Consider the following 16,073-nt stretch of genomic DNA (forward strand, 5'->3'; position numbering starts at 1 on the left):
CGCAGGATGCGCCCGTGCACGTCGGGCGGACGATCGTCAGTGATCCTCGCCCTGCGGCGGCAGGGCGGCCACCACCGGGTGATCCTTTTCGATCTTGCCCACCTTCGAGGCGCCACCGGGCGAGCCCAGGTCCTCGAAGAAGTCCACGTTCGCCTTGTAGAAGTCCTTCCACTGCTCGGGAAGGTCGTCCTCATAGAAAATCGCCTCGACGGGGCACACTGGCTCGCACGCGCCGCAGTCCACGCACTCGTCGGGGTGGATGTAAAGCATGCGCTCGCCCTCGTAGATGCAATCGACGGGGCACTCCTCGATGCACGCCTTGTCCAGGACGTCCACGCAAGGCTGCGCGATGACGTAGGTCACCTCGAGCTCCTTCTTCTCCGCACCATGGCATGACTCTGACCGCGGTTTGCTACGCCCTAGTATTGCCGTGCTTGCTCGCTGGCCGAAACGGAGGGTGGCAAACTCGTGGCCGCACGCCTCGTCATCGCCATCACAAGTCAGGATATAGGCGCCCGGATCACTACCCGAAGGCGCGTGCCTGGCGGGTTTCGGGACACGGTGGGCATCCTCGTGTCGTGGGCGGACGGAATTCTCAAGATCCGCAAAAGGGATGGCACGGAGGTGGAGATCCCCGAGGAGACGCTGGTGGCCGCGAAGGTCGTACCGGCCGCGCCTCCTCGACCTGGGAGGATGTAGCGGCAAGTATTCAATCTGTGACCGTACGTACCTGCGCCGCCGCAGCAGCCATCCTCGCCAGCGCCGGATGCGGCGCGTCGTCCACCGACACCGCCACCACCGAAGCCGAGAACCTGCCGCCCGTCAACGCCAAGGCCAGCTCGCTCAAGTCGGGCTTCGGCACGATGGAGCGGCTCGTCGAGGCCGCCCAGCAGGAGGGCGAGCTCAACGTCATCGCCCTGCCCCGCGAATGGGTGAACTTCGGCGAGATCATCGACACCTTCGCCGACAAGTACGACATCAAGATCAACGAACTCGAGCCCGCCGCCAGCAGCAAGCGCGAACTCGACGTCGCCACCCAGCTCAAGCCCGACGTCTTCGACCTGACCATGGACATGGCGGTCTACGGGGCCGCGAAGTTCGCGCCGTACAAGGTGCAGGGGTGGCAGGACCTGCCCGACCACGTCAAGGACCCGTCCGGCGCCTGGTACGCCGCCTACGGCGGTTACATGTCGATCGGGTACGACCCGCGCGCGGTCAAGCCGCCCGCCTCCTTCGCCGACCTGCTCAAGCCCGGCTACCGCGTCGCGCTCGACGGCGACCCGCTGCGCTCGTCGGCGGCGTTCGGCGGGGTGATGGCCGCGTCCATGAGCTCGGGCGCGCCGCGGCCCGAGCAGGGCGTGGAGCTGTTCGCCAAGCTCAAGCAGGCCGGCCGGCTGACCGACGTGGCCAAGGCCAACGTGGTCGTCGCCTGGGACCACCTCAACGCCGCGCGCAGCGCCGAGCAGGCCGACGCGTGGAAGGTGACCATCCCCAAGGGCGCCGCGCTCGGCGGCTACCACGTGCAGGCCGTCAACAAGGCGGCGCCGCATCCGGCCGCGGCCCGGCTGTGGCAGGAGTTCCTGTTCTCCGACGAGGGCCAGAACCTGCTCCAGAAGGGCTACGCCCGCCCGGCGCGCGGCGAGGCGATGCTCATGAAGGGCACGCTCGACACCGAGCAGGCCCAGAAACTGCCGAAGGCGCCCGGTCCGCCGGTGCTCATGACGATTCCGCAGGCAGATGCGGCGAAGGCGTATCTCAAGCGGGAATGGACGAAGAGTGTGGGATGAGTCCCATGTGACTTGATATGTCGTAGGGACAATCAGGCTCTAAAGTGAACGGACAGCACGGCCACGGGGGCCCGATGTCTGATCGAATGTGAGCTGATCGTCTTGCGATACGACACACCGAGCCTGGAGCGGTGGAACAGTCGCGCCTACGACAGCAGCTTCGGCTACGTCTCCACGCAGGGCGCGCCACTGGTCGACCTGCTCGATCCGCGGCCCTGCGAGCGCGTGCTCGACCTGGGCTGCGGCACCGGGGTGCTGACCGCCCAGATCGCCTTCAGGGGCGCCGACGTGCTCGGCATCGACGGCTCCCCCGCGATGATCGAGAAGGCGCTGGCGCAGTATCCTGGCATCAACTTCATCATCGGCGACGGGCACGACTTCACCGTCGTGGACAAGTACGACGCGGTCTTCTCCAACGCCGCGCTGCACTGGATGAACCGCGACCCCCGCGCCGTCATCGCCAACGTCCGCGAGGCGCTCACGCCTGGCGGACGTTTCGTCGCGGAGATGGGCGGCGCGGGCAACTGCGCCGAGCTGACCACCGCGATGCTGACCGCCTGGCGCGAATACGGCCTGCGCGAACCCGAGCTGCCGTGGTACTTTCCCACGCCTGCCGAGTACGCGCACCACCTCGAGCAAGAGGGGTTCGTCGTCAGGCTGCTGGAATACTTCGACCGGCCCACACCCCTCGACGAGTGCCCCGGCGGCGCCGCCGACTGGGTCCGCACATTCGCCGCGTCGGTGCTCGAAGGGCTTCCCCCCACCATCGTGGAGCCCCTGCTCCGGCGCGTGAACGAACTGGCGGCCCCCGCACTCCGCAGGGAGACTGGCTGGATGGCCGACTACGTGCGTCTACGCTTTGCCGCTGTTCGGCGTTGATGCGTAGAGCATGATGCGTAGGGCTGTTTTGCCGGACTATGGTCTGTTCCGTGGGCGGCGAGATTATGGCTGCACCGCTGCGGCGGCGTGAGGGGCTGGTGAACGGAACGGGATGAACTTCTGCCTGAGCGACCTCGTACCACCGTTGAGGTGGAGCGACGCGTCGACGATCACGCTACTCACCGGGCAGCCGGACCTGCCGGACGCGTGGTGGCGCAGCCTGCCCATGCCGCGCGTCCTCACGGCGATCGGCCCCGAGTCGCTGGGCGAGCTGCTGACGGAGATCGCCCTGGAGCACTGGCCCGCCGCGGCCATCGGTGACGTCCTGCCCGCGCTGCACGTGCTGGACCCCGAGGAGGCCGACGAGCCCGCCGTCGCCATCGCGCTCGACCGGACCGGCTCGTGGGCGGGGCTGCTCGCGCTGACCAGCCGCGAGCTGGTCGACCAGCCGTTCATCCAGGCGCGGCCGGTGCTCAACACGCTGTTCTCCGCCGTCCTGGTACGCCTCGCGCCCGCCAGGCTCGTCGCCGGCGAGGCCGCTGAGCCCGCGGCTGCGGCGCCCGTACCGGCCGTGGCGCCGCTCCCCGTGCCGGACGTCGAGTCCCCCGCTCCTGAGGCCGCTGAGGGCGCCGAGCGGGTCCTGGACGCCGACGACGAGCCGGTCATCGACGCGCCCCCCGAGCCCGAGCCCGAGCCGGTGCTGGACGCCGCCGACGAGCCCGCCCCCGAGCCGGCCGCCGAAGAGGCGGAGGCCCAGGAGGATGCCCTGCAGGAGGCTCGCGCGGAGAGCCCCGCCGAGGAGGCGGCCCCCGACGCCGAGGTCCCCCACGCCGAGGTCCCCCACGCTGAGGTCTCCGACGCTGAGGTCTCCGACGCCGAGGCATCTGACGGCGAGGCATTCGACGGCGAGGCGGCGCACGACGGCGACGAGGCTGCCGACGCCGAGGCGGTGCACGCGGCCGAGGCGGCCGCTGAGGAGGAGCACGCGCTCGACGCCGAGCCCGCCCCCGAGCCCGCCCCCGAGCCCGCCCCCGAGCCCGCCCGCGAGGCCGCCCCGGAGGCCGGCGGCGGCGCCGAGGCCGCCGACGCTGAGGCGGCCCACCAGGCGGAGGCGCTCGCCGAGCACGAGGAGACGGACGGCGAGCCGGAGGTTCCCTCCGACGTCCAGCCCGGGTCCGAGGCGGCGGCCGCAGGACATGCGGGCTACGAGTTCACCCCCGAGGACGAGCACGGGGACGAGCACGACGAGGACGAGCACGGGGACGAGCACAGGGACGGGCACAGGGACGGGCAGGGCCGGCCCGGCGGGCAGGAGCTGCCGCAGCTCATCGAGGCCGCGTTCGCCGGTCTCGACGACAAGAGCTGGGCGGTGGCCCAGAACCGGGTGTTCACCGACGAGCCGTCGGCGGTGGACCAGCTCGCCAAGCTCTTCGCCGTCCCCCCTGCCGAGATCGTCTCCACGGAGATGGAGCTGCGCGCCCGGCTGGACCGGTGGCTGGCCAGCGACGAGGCGGCCCCGTACCGGGCGCATCTGGACGAGCTGGTCAGGACGCTGGGCCCGGACGCCCCCAAGGAGCAGGTGGTCGGCGCGGCCGACTGGCACCAGGTGGAGATCCAGGCGCTGGAGGTCCCTGCGTGGCAGGTGGTGCTGACCACGCTGGCGCCCCCGCCACCACCGCCCCCGCCGGTGCCCGAACCTCCGGCGGAGCCGCTGCCGAGGCGGAAGGCGCCGCGCCAGCAGCAGCCGTATCCGCAGCCGCCGGTGGAGCTGGTGCAGTCGGCGTTCGGCCCGGTGCACATGACGCCGGCGCCGCCGCCGGGGCCGCCGCAGTTCCAGGCGTTCACCCCGGTGGTCCAGCCGGCGAGCGAGGCGAACGGCGGCGAGGCGGACAAGCCGTACCAGCCGCTGAAGGACGTCTCGCAGACGCGGCGCTGCTTCCGCCAGCCGGACGGCCGCTGGTGGCTGCGCATCGACGTGACGGCCGAGCAGATGGCCGGGGGCGAGTGCGCGCTGCCGACCGGGTTCGCCTCCTACCTGGGGCTGTCGCCGGGCGAGAGCAGGACGGTCAGGAGCGCGGCGGGCGAGCTGACGATGACCTGGCACGGCCGGCCCGTGCTGGAGTCGATCGAGCGGCTGCTGGTGGACGTGGGAGCCCGCGAGGGCGGGCACCTGTTCCTGACGCTGTCGGACGAGGGCGTGCTGCGGGCCAGGCATCTGCCGGTGGCCGCCCAAGGAGCCGAGAAGATCACCAAGGCGCTCCGGCTGGTCGGGTACACGGCTCCCGGAGGCACCAAGGAGCAGGCCGCCAGGGTGATCGCGACCCGCATCGGCATGCCGGGCCCCGTCGCTCTGCCCGACCTGCTCGACAAGCTCCGCGAGCGCGGGGACCGCGACCTGCTCGAACTGCTGGACTGAGCCGGTGCCGCGGCTCGCGATCGGCCCTGAGTTTCCCAGGGAGCTCAGCGCACTGGCCCAGCCGGTGCGCAGGGACGCCGTGGTCGCGCTGCGCCGGTTCCTGCTGAACGTGTCGGGCGCGCCGCATCCCGAGCGGGTGCGGGGCGCCAGGGACCCGAGGGTGGCCACCCTGCGCCTGGCGCCGGGCCATCGCGGGGTGGTGGTGCGGCAGCGGGACGTCTACTGGCTGCGTACGGTCCTGCCCGACCCCGAAGCCTGGTCGTACGCCCGCCGCCACCGCTACGGCGTCAACCCGGTGATCGGCGTCGTCGAGGAGTGGGACGCCGAGGCCCTGGAGCGGGTGGAGCCCGCGTTACGCCGCTCGGTGCGGCCGTCGCGGCTGTTCGACGCGATCTGCGACGGCGACCTGCTGGGCCTGGGTCTGGACGGGGTCGCGCTGCCGCTGTTCCGGCTGATCACCACCGAGGCGGACGTGGCCGCGCTCGAGCCGCTGCTGCCGCCCACCCAGTACGCCCCGCTGGCGGTGCTGGCGAGGGGCGGCACCATGGCGGAGGCGTGGCGCGAGCTGGACGCCTGGCGGGCCTCGGCCGACGACGCGGGCCCGATCGACACCGACGACCTGTACGCGGCCCTGCGGCGCAGCCCCGACCGCGCGGTGTTCGTGTCCGACAAGGTGGCGCTCGACCGGGTGCTCGCGGCGCCCGGGTGGTGCACGTTCCTGCGTCCCGCGCAGCACCGGCTGGCGAAGGCGGCGCGGTACGACCACCCGGTGCTGGTGATCGGCGGCGCGGGTACGGGAAAGACGGTGATCGCCCTGCACAGGGCGGCCCACCTGGCGCTGCGCGGCGCGGGCCCCGTGCTGCTGGTGACGTTCTCGCAGAGCCTGGCCGAGGAGCTGTCGGCCCGGCTGGACCTGCTGATCGAGGACGAGGTGGTGCGCAAGCGGGTCGAGGTGGACAACGCCGAGCGGCTGGCGGTGCGCATCGTGGCCGCCGCGGAGGGACGGCGTCCCGCGCTGGTGGGGCCGGGCGCGCGGTCGCTGGCCCAGCTCACGGACGAGGCGCTGCGGGTGCTGTCGATCGCCACGGGCGATCTCCTGGACGACGTGGATCCGGCGCTCAAGCCGTACCGTCATGTGGTGGTGGACGAGGCGCAGGACGTCAGCCCGGCGCAGTGGCGGCTGCTGCGCGCGGTGGTGCCGCGGGCGCGCGACGACCTGTTCATCGTGGGCGATCCGCACCAGCGGGTGACCGACACGCGGGTGGCGCTCGGCGCCGTCGGCATCCCCGCCGACCAGCACCTGCTCGGGGTCTCCTACCGGCTGCCGCAGGAGCTGCTGTCCTTCGTCGTACGGCTGCGCGGCGGCGGCCCCTCCCCCGGGCTCGTCAAGGGCGTGACCGACATGTACGACTACAGTGCGACGCATCACGGCGAGCGCCCGGTCGTCAGGGCGTACGACTCGGAGGAGGCGGAGCTGGCCGGCCTGCGCGCCACGGTCGAGTCGTGGCTGACGGACGGCGTCTCACCGGCCGAGATCGCCGTGGGGGCCAGGAACCAGCGGCTGGTCCGCGCGGCCAAGGAGACGCTCGACGGGCTGGACGTGCGGGCGTTGACGTTCCAGCATCTGAAGGGGCTGGAGTTCGAGCGGGTGGCGCTGATCGGCGTGGCCGAGGGCATCGTTCCCGAACCGCCCCCGCAAAGTCCGCCGCAGGAGCCGGCGCCCGATCCGTACGCGCGGGCTCGTGCGCTGCAACGCGAACGGAGCATACTGTTCGTCGCCTGCACCCGTGCCCGTTCGATGCTCTATATCTCGCATTCCGGAAGAGGAAGCCCGTTTCTACCCCTCTGATCACATAGTCTGAACTGCGGATATATTCCCATTGCCGGTTGGACCTCAATGAACCTCAGCCTGAGCGACCTCGCTCCACCCCTGCGCTGGACCTCTCCTGGTCAGATCGCGCCGATCGTGGAGGAGCCCCAGCTGCCCGAGGCCTGGTGGCAGGCGATCCCGCTCGACCGCGCGTGCGCCATCGTCGGCACGCAGACCGTGGCGGGCCACCTGGCCGACCTCGCCGTGGCCTGCTGGGGGCATCTCATGCTCGGCGACATCCTGCCCCTGCTGCGTTTCTCCGACCCCGCCGAGGCCGAGCGGTCGCCGGAGACGCTGGGCAAGGACGTGGTGCAGAAGCTGTTCACCGGCGTGTTCGACCGGCTGCTCGAGCCCGTGCCCGAGACCGTCCCCGCGCCCTCACGTCCCGACAAGCCCCTGCCCGACCTGATCGACGAGCTGTTCGGCGGCCTCGACGACCGCCAGCGGGCCATCGCCCGCGACCGCCTGTACGCCACCCGCAGGGCCACCCTCGACGAGCTGGCCCAGCGCTTCTCGGTCACCCGCGAGCGCATCAGGCAGATCGAGCGCGACCTGCGCGAGCATGTGGACGCCTGGCTGGCCAAGCCCGAGACCGCCGCCCTGGCCGCCCACGTCGTGTGGCTGCGCGGGCGGCTGGGCTCCGCCGTGCCGGCCGACGACCTCCAGGCGGCCGTGCCGTGGCACGGGACCGAGCTGCGCTCGCTGGGCATCCCGGCCTGGCGCTTCATCCGTACGCTGCTGACCGGCTACGAGCAGTCCGACGGCTGGCTGGTCGCGGGCGGCGCCGACGACCTGCGGGAGAAGACCCGCCAGCTGTTCGCCGACGGGCCACGCCCGCTGCCCGAGGCCATCGCCATGGTGGCGCAGCTCGGCGTGCGCGAGGACGTCGCCGAGCGGTGGATCCTCGCGGTGCCGCAGCTGCGGGTGCTCGGCCAGCACGTGGTGCCGTGGCCGCGCAGCATCAACGAGAAGGCCGAGGCGGTGCTCGCGGTGGCCGGTACGCCGCTGTCGCCCGAGGAGATCCAGGAGCGCATCGGCGAGGACTACAGCCTGGTCGGCATCCGCAACCAGCTCACCGCCGACGATCGCTTCCGCCGGGTCGACCGCAACAAGTACGGGCTGACGCGGTGGGGCGGCGACGAGTACCTCGGCATCAGGGAGATGATCGCCAGGGAGATCGAGCGGGCCGGCGGTGAGGCGTCGGTGAGCACGATCGTGGCCAACCTGACCTCCCGCTACGACGTCAGCGAGAGCTCGGTGCGCGCGTACTCGGGCGGGCCCGGGTTCGAGCGGACGCAGCGGGGCTGGATCAGGGTGGCGGGCACCGCTCCCGGCGGCGAGTCGGAGCCGTACCAGCCGCGTAAGGACGTCTCGGAGACGCGGCGCAGCTTCCGCTCCCGCGACGGCCGCTGGTGGCACCGGGTGGACATCAACGCCGAGCACCTGCGCGGTTCCGGCTCGCCGCTGCCGACCGGGTTCGCGGCCTACCTCGGGATGGCGCCTGGCGGGCAGCTCACGGCCTCCGCGCCGTCCGGCGACGTGGTGATCAGCTGGCACAACCAGCCCACCATGGGGTCGATCAGGAACGTGCTCGCCGAGTACAAGGCGAGCGAGGGCGACCACGTGTTCCTGACCGTCTCCGACGGCGGCGAGCTGCTGACCCGCTACCTGCCCGCCGCCCCTCCCGGGATGCCGCCCGTCAACCGGGCGCTCTACCTGCTCGGCTACACCGCTCCGGTCAGCTCCGAGCTGGAGGGCCTGCGGCTCATCGGCGCCAGGATCGGGCTGTCGGACATGGCGGGCCGCGAAGAGGTGGTGGCCAGGCTGCGCGAGCGCGGCGACAGGGACATCCTCGGTTTCCTGGGCGCGTGACGCCGGGCTAAGCTCGGGTGATGGTGCGGATCTACGACACGCGCGCCGGGCAGGTCGAGGAGATCGCCGCCGGGCGGGCGCTGCGGCTGTACACGTGCGGGCTTGACGCCGCTCGCCGGGCACACGTGGGCGATCTGCGCACCTTCCTGGTGTCCGACCTGATCAGGCGGGCGCTGGAACGGCGCAGGGTGCGGGTCGTGGCGGCCCGTGACGCCGTCCACGACGAAGACGCCTTCCGCGCCGACGCCGCCACGCTCAACCTGCGGCCGGCGGAGCACGTGTCCGAGGCGGGCGAGCCGATCCCCCGGATCGACCTCGGTGTCGGCGGCGCCGTTCCCCGCGGGGACGTGCACTGGATGCACACCGAGGGCGTGCGGTTCGACGGCGACGCCCCGCTGCTCCCCGACGTGGCCGACGCCGGGCTCGATCCGCTCGCCGTGCGGATGGCGTTCCTGGAGTGCCACTACCGGCGGCCGGTCGAGCTGACGTGGGACACGCTGCGGGCCGCCGACGGCAGGGTGCGGCGGTGGCGGGCCGGGGTGGCCGAGTGGTCGGAGTCGGTCAGCGCGCCCATGGCCACCGCGTACGCCGAACGCGCCGAGTCGGCCTTCGACGACGACCTCGACACGCCCGCCGCCCTGCGGGTGCTGGACGAGCTGGAGGGCGACGCGTCGGTGGCGCCGGGGGCGAAGTTCGAGACGTTCCTGCACCTCGACTCCCTCCTGGGGCTCGACCTGTCGAGCGACATCGGCAAGATCCGGACCTGAGGCTCCGACCTGCTGCTTCGTGGACTCCGGGTCTGAGGAGTGATCGCGAACTGCCAAACTTGATGCCAGTTCGGCATGAAGGAGGTGGCGGTGAGGCCCTTTGCGTGGATGCCGTGGCCCTTGCGGTGGTTCGTTCGGGTGTTGATCGTTCTGCTGGCGCTGGCGGTGGTGCTGGCGGGGGTTCTCGTCTACACGGTGCGCAGGTCGTTCCCGCAAGTGGACGGGTCGTTACGGCTGCCCGGCCTGTCAGGAAGTGTGGAGATTTATCGCGATAAATCAGGAATTCCGCACATCTACGCTGACACCGCCGCCGACCTCTTCATGGCCCAGGGCTTCGTGCACGCCCAGGACCGCTTCTACGAGATGGACTTCCGCCGCCACCTGACCGCCGGCCGCCTGTCGGAGGTCTACGGCGCCGCCACCCTCGACAACGACAAGGCCCTGCGGACCATGGGCTGGCGCCGGGTCGCCGAACAGGAGCTGCCCGAGCTGGCCCAGGAGACCCGCGACTTCCTGGCCGCGTACGCGAAGGGCGTCAACGCCTGGCTGGCCGCCAACCCCAACGCCTCCGACCGCAGCCTGGAGTACTCACTGCTCAAGCTCCAGGGCAGCGGCGGCAAGCCGGAGAAGTGGACCCCCGTCGACTCGCTGGCCTGGCTGAAGGCCATGGCGTGGGACCTGCGCTCCAACATGGAGGACGAGATCGACCGCGCGCTGGCGCTGACCAAGCTGCCCAGGGAGCGGGTCGAGCAGCTCTACCCCGGCTACCCGTTCGACCGGCACGCGCCGATCGTCAACGAGGGCGGCATCCGTCAGGGCCGTTTCGAGCAGCGTCCTCCCCAGCAGGGCCCGCAGCAGCGGACTCGGGCCGCCAGGGCGCTGACGCAGGCCGCCAAGACGTTGTCGGACGTGCCCGAGACGATGAGCGCGGCCGACCGCGCGGGCATCGGGTCGAACTCGTGGGTCGTCTCCGGCGAGTACACCGCGGGCGGCAAGCCGCTGCTCGCCAACGACCCGCACCTCGCGCCGAACATGCCGTCGGTGTGGTACCAGACCGGGCTGCACTGCAGGAAGGTGAGCGAGGAGTGCCCGTACGACGTGACGGGGTTCACCTTCTCCGGCGTGCCCGGCGTGATCATCGGGCACACGGACAAGATCGCGTGGGGGTTCACGAACCTGGGGCCCGACGTCGCCGACCTCTTCCTTGAGCAGGTGGAGGGCGACGCGTACGTCTACAAGGGGCAGCAGCTGCCGCTGGACGTCCGCGAGGAGAAGATCAAGGTGGCCGGCGGGCCGACGGTCACGCTGACCGTCAGGAGCACCGTGCACGGGCCGCTGATCAACGACGTCATGGCGGGGGCCGAACCGAGCGGCGAGGCCAACGCGGTGGCGCTGCAGTGGACGGCGCTGACCCCAGGGCGGACGGCCGACGCCGTCTTCGCGCTGAACAGGGCGAAGGACTGGGACGAGTTCAAGGCGGCGGCGGCGTTGTTCGAGGTGCCCGCCCAGAACCTGATTTATGCCGACACGTCGGGGAAGATCGGGTATCAGGCGCCGGGGCGCATCCCCGTACGCGAGAACGGCGACGGCACCTGGCCCGTGCCCGGCTGGACCGGCGAGTACGACTGGAAGCCCGCCCCCATCCCGTACGACCAGCTCCCCAGCATCGAGAACCCGGCCGACGGCTTCATCGTCACCGCCAACAACGCCGTCATCGACCCCGGCCGCTACCAGCCCCTGCTCACCCAGGACTGGGCCTACGGCTACCGCTCGGAGCGCATCAGGACCCTCATCCGCGACGCGATCAAGAAGGGGCCCATCGACGCGGCCGACATGGCCCGCATCCAGCAGGACACCGCCAACGGCTTCGCCGAGACGCTGGTGCCGGCCCTGGAGCGGGTGGACCTGGCCGGTCCCGCCGTCCAGGCCAGGGAGCTGCTGACGTCATGGGACGGCTCCCAGACCGCAGGCTCGGCGCCCGCCGCGTACTTCAACGCGGTCTGGCGCCACCTGCTCATGCTCACCTTCAACGACGACCTCCCCGAGGGGGCCAGGCCGACCGGCGGCGACCGGTGGTACGAGGTGGTCAGGCGGCTGCTCGACGCGCCCGACGACCCGTACTGGGACGACGTCACCACCAAGGGCTACACCGAGACCCGCGACGACATCCTGCGCCTGGCGATGGCCTCCGCGCACCAGGAGCTCGCCGACCGGCTCGGCGAGGACGTCAAGAAGTGGCGGTGGGGCGATCTGCACACGCTGGAGCTGGTCAACGGCTCGCTCGGCACCTCGGGCATCGAGCCGGTGGAGGCGCTGTTCAACCGGGGGCCGCTGAGCGTCGCCGGCGGCAAGGACGCGGTGAACGCGACAGGTTGGAACGTTCAGAGCGGGTACGAGATCACCGCCGTGCCGTCGATGCGGATGATCGTCGACCTGTCCGACCTGGACAGGTCCCAGTGGATCAACCTCACGGGGGCGTCGGGGCACGCGTACCACGAGAACTACTGGGACCAGGCGGCGGCCTGGGCCCGCGGCGACCTGCAGCCGATGCTCTCCTCTCCGGCCGCCGTGAAGAAGGCCGCCACCCACACGCTCAAGCTGAACCCCTGACCGGCTGGGCGGTGCGGGGCCCACGCTTTCGCACCGCCCAGCTTGACAGGCCGGTCGCGGACGCCTCGTACCGGAATGGCCGAATTTCCGCTGAGCTGGCGCTCCAATTAAGCGGCGGCCTTGACAAGGCCTCGTCAACCCACGCTGCCTTTTCTCCTGCGCCACCACACCGCATTACGCGGATAACCACCGTCATCGAGCCCGGCCAAGCGCTCGAAAACGTTGTACGACGCCTGATGTCCGCACACCATCACCGACATCAGCATCGACACCAAATAGAGCGGCAACATCGGCAGGCCGACGCACCAGGCCCACTGCGTGGCATGTCGTCCCTCGTGCAGGATGAGCCGCTCGCTTAGTGCGTTCCTCCTGGTCAGGACCACGTTTCCGACGGTGAACGCGCCCGCGACAGGGAAACGGCAACGGTAGCCGAAGGCCAGGATGAGCCCGTCAGGGCCAGGTTCCCTGGTCGCGCCGCCCATGACGGCGATCAGCAATCCGAGTGGCGTAGAAAGATTCACATAGTTCGCCACTCGCCGGAACCGGAAGCGCCTGTCCATGCGTCTCAGTCTTGACCAAGGTTGACAAGTCGGACCAACGATCCCCGTCCTGAAATCTCCCACAAGAGCAGGATTATGAGATTCTCCATCCTGGGCGCGCTGCTCGGCACCGTCGCACTGGCAGGAGCCGGCGGAGTCGCGATCACCCAGACATCGTCGTCCGAACCCCTACGAGCCACTGACCACTCCTCCCACGCGCGTGTGGCCTTAGCCGCGGACCCCACGACCTCACCGCCCCCCTCGGACCCCGCGACGTCGCCGCCCGCGTCGCCGCCGCCCGCCGAGACCCTCACCCCTACCCCGACTCCGACGGAGAGCCCCACGATCGGGGACTACACCGCGGAGACGTCGGTGGTCAAGAGGAGGGGCGTTTCCTACCTGAACGTCTCGATCACCCATGAGGGCGCAGCCTTCTTCAATGTCAAGCAGCGGGTGTGCAAGCGACGGTCGTGCAAGACGGCCGCCGTCGACCTGATCGTGGTCGGCGGTGAGGCCAGCGCCAGGGCGCGGCTGGGCTGGGGCACGTACAGGAAGCGCGGGGACGCCGCCGCCATCGTGGCGCCGCTGCCGACCGTCACCGTACGCGAGACCGTCACGGTGACCGAGCCGGGCCCGACGGTGACCGTCACCTGCCAGCCGTACGTGCCGACCGTCGAACCCACCGTCGAACCCACGGTCGAACCCACGGTCGAACCCACCGGGACCCTTCCGCCGACCGACACGACCGCCCCGTCGGATCCGCCCACCACGGAGCCGACGCCGACGGAGACGACGGCACCGACGGAGACCCCGGCGGACCCGCCCACGGACACACCGACCGACACGCCAACGGACACACCGACGGACACACCGACGCCTTCCGTCCCTGTCCTCCCGACCGAGACGCCCACCGACGTGCCGACGGACACACCGACGGACACACCGACGGACGCGATCCCGACTTGTCCCCCGCCGTCGGAGCCTCCCACGGACGAGCCGACGGAGGAGCCCACGGGCGCCCCGACCCCTACGGAGACCTCGACCGAGACCCCGACCGAGACCCCGACCGAGACCCCGACCGAGACCCCGACTGAGACCACCCCGGCCGACCCGTCCCAGACGGCGACCACTCCGGCTCAGTAACGGATCCGTCCCGGCGCTTCAGCACCGGGACGACAGCTCACATGACCGGGCCAGGCCAAGCGCCTGGCCCGTCTCATGCCCCGGGCCATGGGAAAGCCGTCACAGGGACTTGTAGCGGCCTTCGTGGTACAGGAGGGGCGCCCCCTCCGCGGGGGTGTCGATGGCGGTGACGCCGCCCACCACGATCGAGTGGTCCCCGCCGTCGTGCACCGCCGTGGTGGCGCACTCCAGCGTGGCGAGGGCGTCGTCGAACAGCGCCACGCCCGACTCGCCCCGACGATGCGGCCAGGTGGCGAGCTGCCCGTTGAGCGGCCTGCCGCGGTGGGCGAAGAAGCGGGAGGCGTCCTCCATGGAGGCCGGCAGCACGGAGACGCCCCACACCCCTGACTTCAGCACCGCGTCGTGGAAGCGCGCGACCTTCTCCGCGCAGAACAGCACGAGCAGGGGGTCGAGGGAGACGGAGGTGAAGGAGTTGATCGTCATCGCGTGATCGACGTCGCCGAGCCTGGTCGTCACGATCGCGACTCCGGTGGCGAAGCGGCCTACGACCTTACGGTACGTTGCAGGGTCTATGTGCCGCTCTATGGAATGCACTCAGCTACTTTATGCCTCTACGTCTGGTTCTTTAACGGGGTACCCACGCAAAAGCCACGAGCCCCCTCCCGATGAGGGCGAAAGCAGGTAAGCGGCGACAAGGCTCACCAAACCGCCGTACAGGTAGACATAGCCCGCAGTGCCCGCGGCGATCACCAGGTCGCCCGACCCCATCTCCAGCGTGAACGGCATGGTCACCAGCAGCCACCCGAGCGCCGTCACCATGGCCCCGAGCCGCGCGCTCATCATCTTGCCCGCGCCCAGGCACACCCCGAACAGCGCCACCACCCAGATCACGGCGGCGAAGGGCACCGGCCCGACCTGCCACTCGGGATGCGTGAACCCGCCCACGACGGCCATGACGACGCCGAGCACGAACAGCATGCCGTAGGCGGCCCCGCCCAGCGCCGACTCGGCCTGGCTGCGATGTTCCATGTCGAACGAGGTTAGTGGATGCCCGCGAAGAGATCGTTCTCGCGGGTGTGCGGCTCACCGAGGCCACCGGCGTCGACGGGCGGACCGGGCACCGACGGGCCCGGCACGCCCATGGCCAGCGTGAAGTGCTCGACGCCGAGCACCTCCTGGCCGATGTCGTTCGAGAGCGCGTACCAGGGCGGCCTGACGGTGATCTGGGTGGCGTGGGCGCGCATGGCCTCGATCTTGTTGCCGATCCAGGGACGCGCGTCGATCTCGGTGGTGACGTCCTCGTCGGCGCAGCCGTACGGCATGTCATCGACGTCCTCGATGAGGAAACCCGTGTCGGCCTCGCGCAGTGCCTCGGTGCCGCGCCGCATGATCGACCTGGGCACGGCCGTGTGGTAGAACTTCGCGATCTGCCACGGCTCGCCCTCGCCGTAGCCGGCCTTCGCCGCCAGCTCGAACGCCCTGCGCGAGACCCGGTGGGCCTGGATGTGGTCGGGGTGGCCGTAGAAGCCGTTGTCGTCGTAGGTGACCAGGACCTGGGGGCGTACCTCGCGGATGACCTTGACCAGCTCGCCCGCCGCCTCGTCGAGGTCGGCGCGCCAGAACGCCCTCGGGTGGTCGTTGGAGGCGACGCCCATCATGCCCGAGTCGCGCCACCGGCCCGGTTCGCCCAGGAAGCGGTGGTCCTCCACGCCGAGCGCCTGGCAGGCGGCGGCCAGCTCGCCGACGCGGTAGGGCCCGAGCGCGTCGTCGCGATCGGCGGCCAGGTGCGCGAGGTCGCCGGGGATGATCTCCCCCTCCTCGCCGAGCGTGCAGGTCACCAGCGTCACGTGGGCGCCCTCGGCGACGTATTTCGCCATGGTGGCGCCGGTGCCGATCGACTCGTCGTCCGGATGGGCGTGCACGAGCAGCAGCCGTCGGTCAGTCATCAGATACCTCCGTGGAAGCCCCCGCCTTCAGGCGGGGGAGGAATCGGACCCCTGCGGAGCAGGACAGGGGCAGCCGGTTCGCTGTCAGGTGAACCGGCATATCGAACACACATGCGACTGTTGGCTGATCGTTCGGTAGCGTTTGAGGCGTGGCGCAGATCGTGAAGCGGGCCTACAAGTACCGCTTCTACCCGACCCCCGAGCAGGCCGGCGAGCTTGCCCGGACGTTCGGCTGCGTCCGTCT

Annotated in this window: 14 protein-coding genes; 9 read left to right on the forward strand and 5 right to left on the reverse strand. The window is 70.9% G+C overall.

The annotated features are described in order from the left end of the window. Window positions 1–36 precede the first annotated feature (36 nt). Window positions 37–363 (reverse strand): ferredoxin, encoded by a 327-nt coding sequence (fdxA, locus tag AB0K18_RS41990; protein ID WP_106240826.1) that lies wholly within the window; start codon window positions 361–363, stop codon window positions 37–39. Window positions 364–716: 353 nt separating this feature from the next. Here fdxA and AB0K18_RS41995 point away from each other — a divergent pair, with 353 nt between their 5' ends. From AB0K18_RS41995 to AB0K18_RS42025, 7 genes are all read left to right on the forward strand, one after another. Continuing rightward, the gene (locus AB0K18_RS41995; RefSeq protein ID WP_364926387.1) at window positions 717–1,787 is read left to right on the forward strand and encodes an ABC transporter substrate-binding protein; all 1,071 of its coding nucleotides are present in this window, start codon (window positions 717–719) and stop codon (window positions 1,785–1,787) included. Window positions 1,788–1,889: 102 nt separating this feature from the next. Beyond that, window positions 1,890–2,666, forward strand: coding sequence for a methyltransferase domain-containing protein (locus AB0K18_RS42000; protein WP_364926389.1), 777 nt, complete (start codon window positions 1,890–1,892; stop codon window positions 2,664–2,666). Between the two features lie 112 nt (window positions 2,667–2,778). Then, complete coding sequence (locus AB0K18_RS42005; RefSeq protein ID WP_364926391.1) at window positions 2,779–5,082, forward strand: hypothetical protein; 2,304 nt, start codon at window positions 2,779–2,781, stop codon at window positions 5,080–5,082. A 4-nt stretch (window positions 5,083–5,086) separates the two neighbouring features. Continuing rightward, the gene (locus tag AB0K18_RS42010; RefSeq protein ID WP_364926393.1) at window positions 5,087–6,931 is read left to right on the forward strand and encodes a UvrD-helicase domain-containing protein; all 1,845 of its coding nucleotides are present in this window, start codon (window positions 5,087–5,089) and stop codon (window positions 6,929–6,931) included. Window positions 6,932–6,979: 48 nt separating this feature from the next. After that, window positions 6,980–8,824: a sigma factor-like helix-turn-helix DNA-binding protein gene (locus AB0K18_RS42015; protein ID WP_364926395.1), complete on the forward strand. Its 1,845-nt coding sequence runs from the start codon at window positions 6,980–6,982 to the stop codon at window positions 8,822–8,824. A 20-nt stretch (window positions 8,825–8,844) separates the two neighbouring features. Beyond that, complete coding sequence (locus AB0K18_RS42020) at window positions 8,845–9,591, forward strand: hypothetical protein (protein WP_364926397.1); 747 nt, start codon at window positions 8,845–8,847, stop codon at window positions 9,589–9,591. A 108-nt stretch (window positions 9,592–9,699) separates the two neighbouring features. Next, a complete protein-coding gene (locus AB0K18_RS42025; RefSeq protein ID WP_364926417.1) occupies window positions 9,700–12,201 on the forward strand; it encodes a penicillin acylase family protein in 2,502 nt (833 codons plus the stop codon). 134 nt (window positions 12,202–12,335) lie between these two features. Here the strand turns inward: AB0K18_RS42025 and AB0K18_RS42030 are convergent, their stop codons facing one another. Further along, window positions 12,336–12,761: a hypothetical protein gene (locus AB0K18_RS42030; protein WP_364926399.1), complete on the reverse strand. Its 426-nt coding sequence runs from the start codon at window positions 12,759–12,761 to the stop codon at window positions 12,336–12,338. Between the two features lie 75 nt (window positions 12,762–12,836). Here AB0K18_RS42030 and AB0K18_RS42035 point away from each other — a divergent pair, with 75 nt between their 5' ends. Beyond that, the gene (locus AB0K18_RS42035) at window positions 12,837–13,883 is read left to right on the forward strand and encodes a hypothetical protein (RefSeq protein WP_364926401.1); all 1,047 of its coding nucleotides are present in this window, start codon (window positions 12,837–12,839) and stop codon (window positions 13,881–13,883) included. Between the two features lie 99 nt (window positions 13,884–13,982). Here the strand turns inward: AB0K18_RS42035 and AB0K18_RS42040 are convergent, their stop codons facing one another. The 3 genes from AB0K18_RS42040 to mshB are packed head-to-tail and all read right to left on the reverse strand — an operon-like array spanning window position 13,983 to window position 15,829. Beyond that, window positions 13,983–14,477: a flavin reductase family protein gene (locus tag AB0K18_RS42040; protein WP_364926403.1), complete on the reverse strand. Its 495-nt coding sequence runs from the start codon at window positions 14,475–14,477 to the stop codon at window positions 13,983–13,985. 9 nt (window positions 14,478–14,486) lie between these two features. Then, a complete protein-coding gene (locus tag AB0K18_RS42045) occupies window positions 14,487–14,912 on the reverse strand; it encodes a DUF6113 family protein (RefSeq protein WP_364926405.1) in 426 nt (141 codons plus the stop codon). Window positions 14,913–14,923: 11 nt separating this feature from the next. After that, window positions 14,924–15,829, reverse strand: a complete 906-nt coding sequence (gene mshB, locus AB0K18_RS42050; protein WP_364926407.1) for an N-acetyl-1-D-myo-inositol-2-amino-2-deoxy-alpha-D-glucopyranoside deacetylase — start codon at window positions 15,827–15,829, stop codon at window positions 14,924–14,926. A 149-nt stretch (window positions 15,830–15,978) separates the two neighbouring features. Between mshB and AB0K18_RS42055 the strand changes: the two genes are divergently transcribed. Then, a partial coding sequence (locus AB0K18_RS42055; RefSeq protein WP_364926419.1) for a helix-turn-helix domain-containing protein occupies window positions 15,979–16,073 on the forward strand: 95 nt, incomplete at its 3' end.

Origin of the sequence: Nonomuraea sp. NPDC049421 (assembly GCF_040677005.1) — a bacterium.
In the GTDB taxonomy this organism is placed as follows: Bacteria; Actinomycetota; Actinomycetes; order Streptosporangiales; family Streptosporangiaceae; genus Nonomuraea; species Nonomuraea salmonea.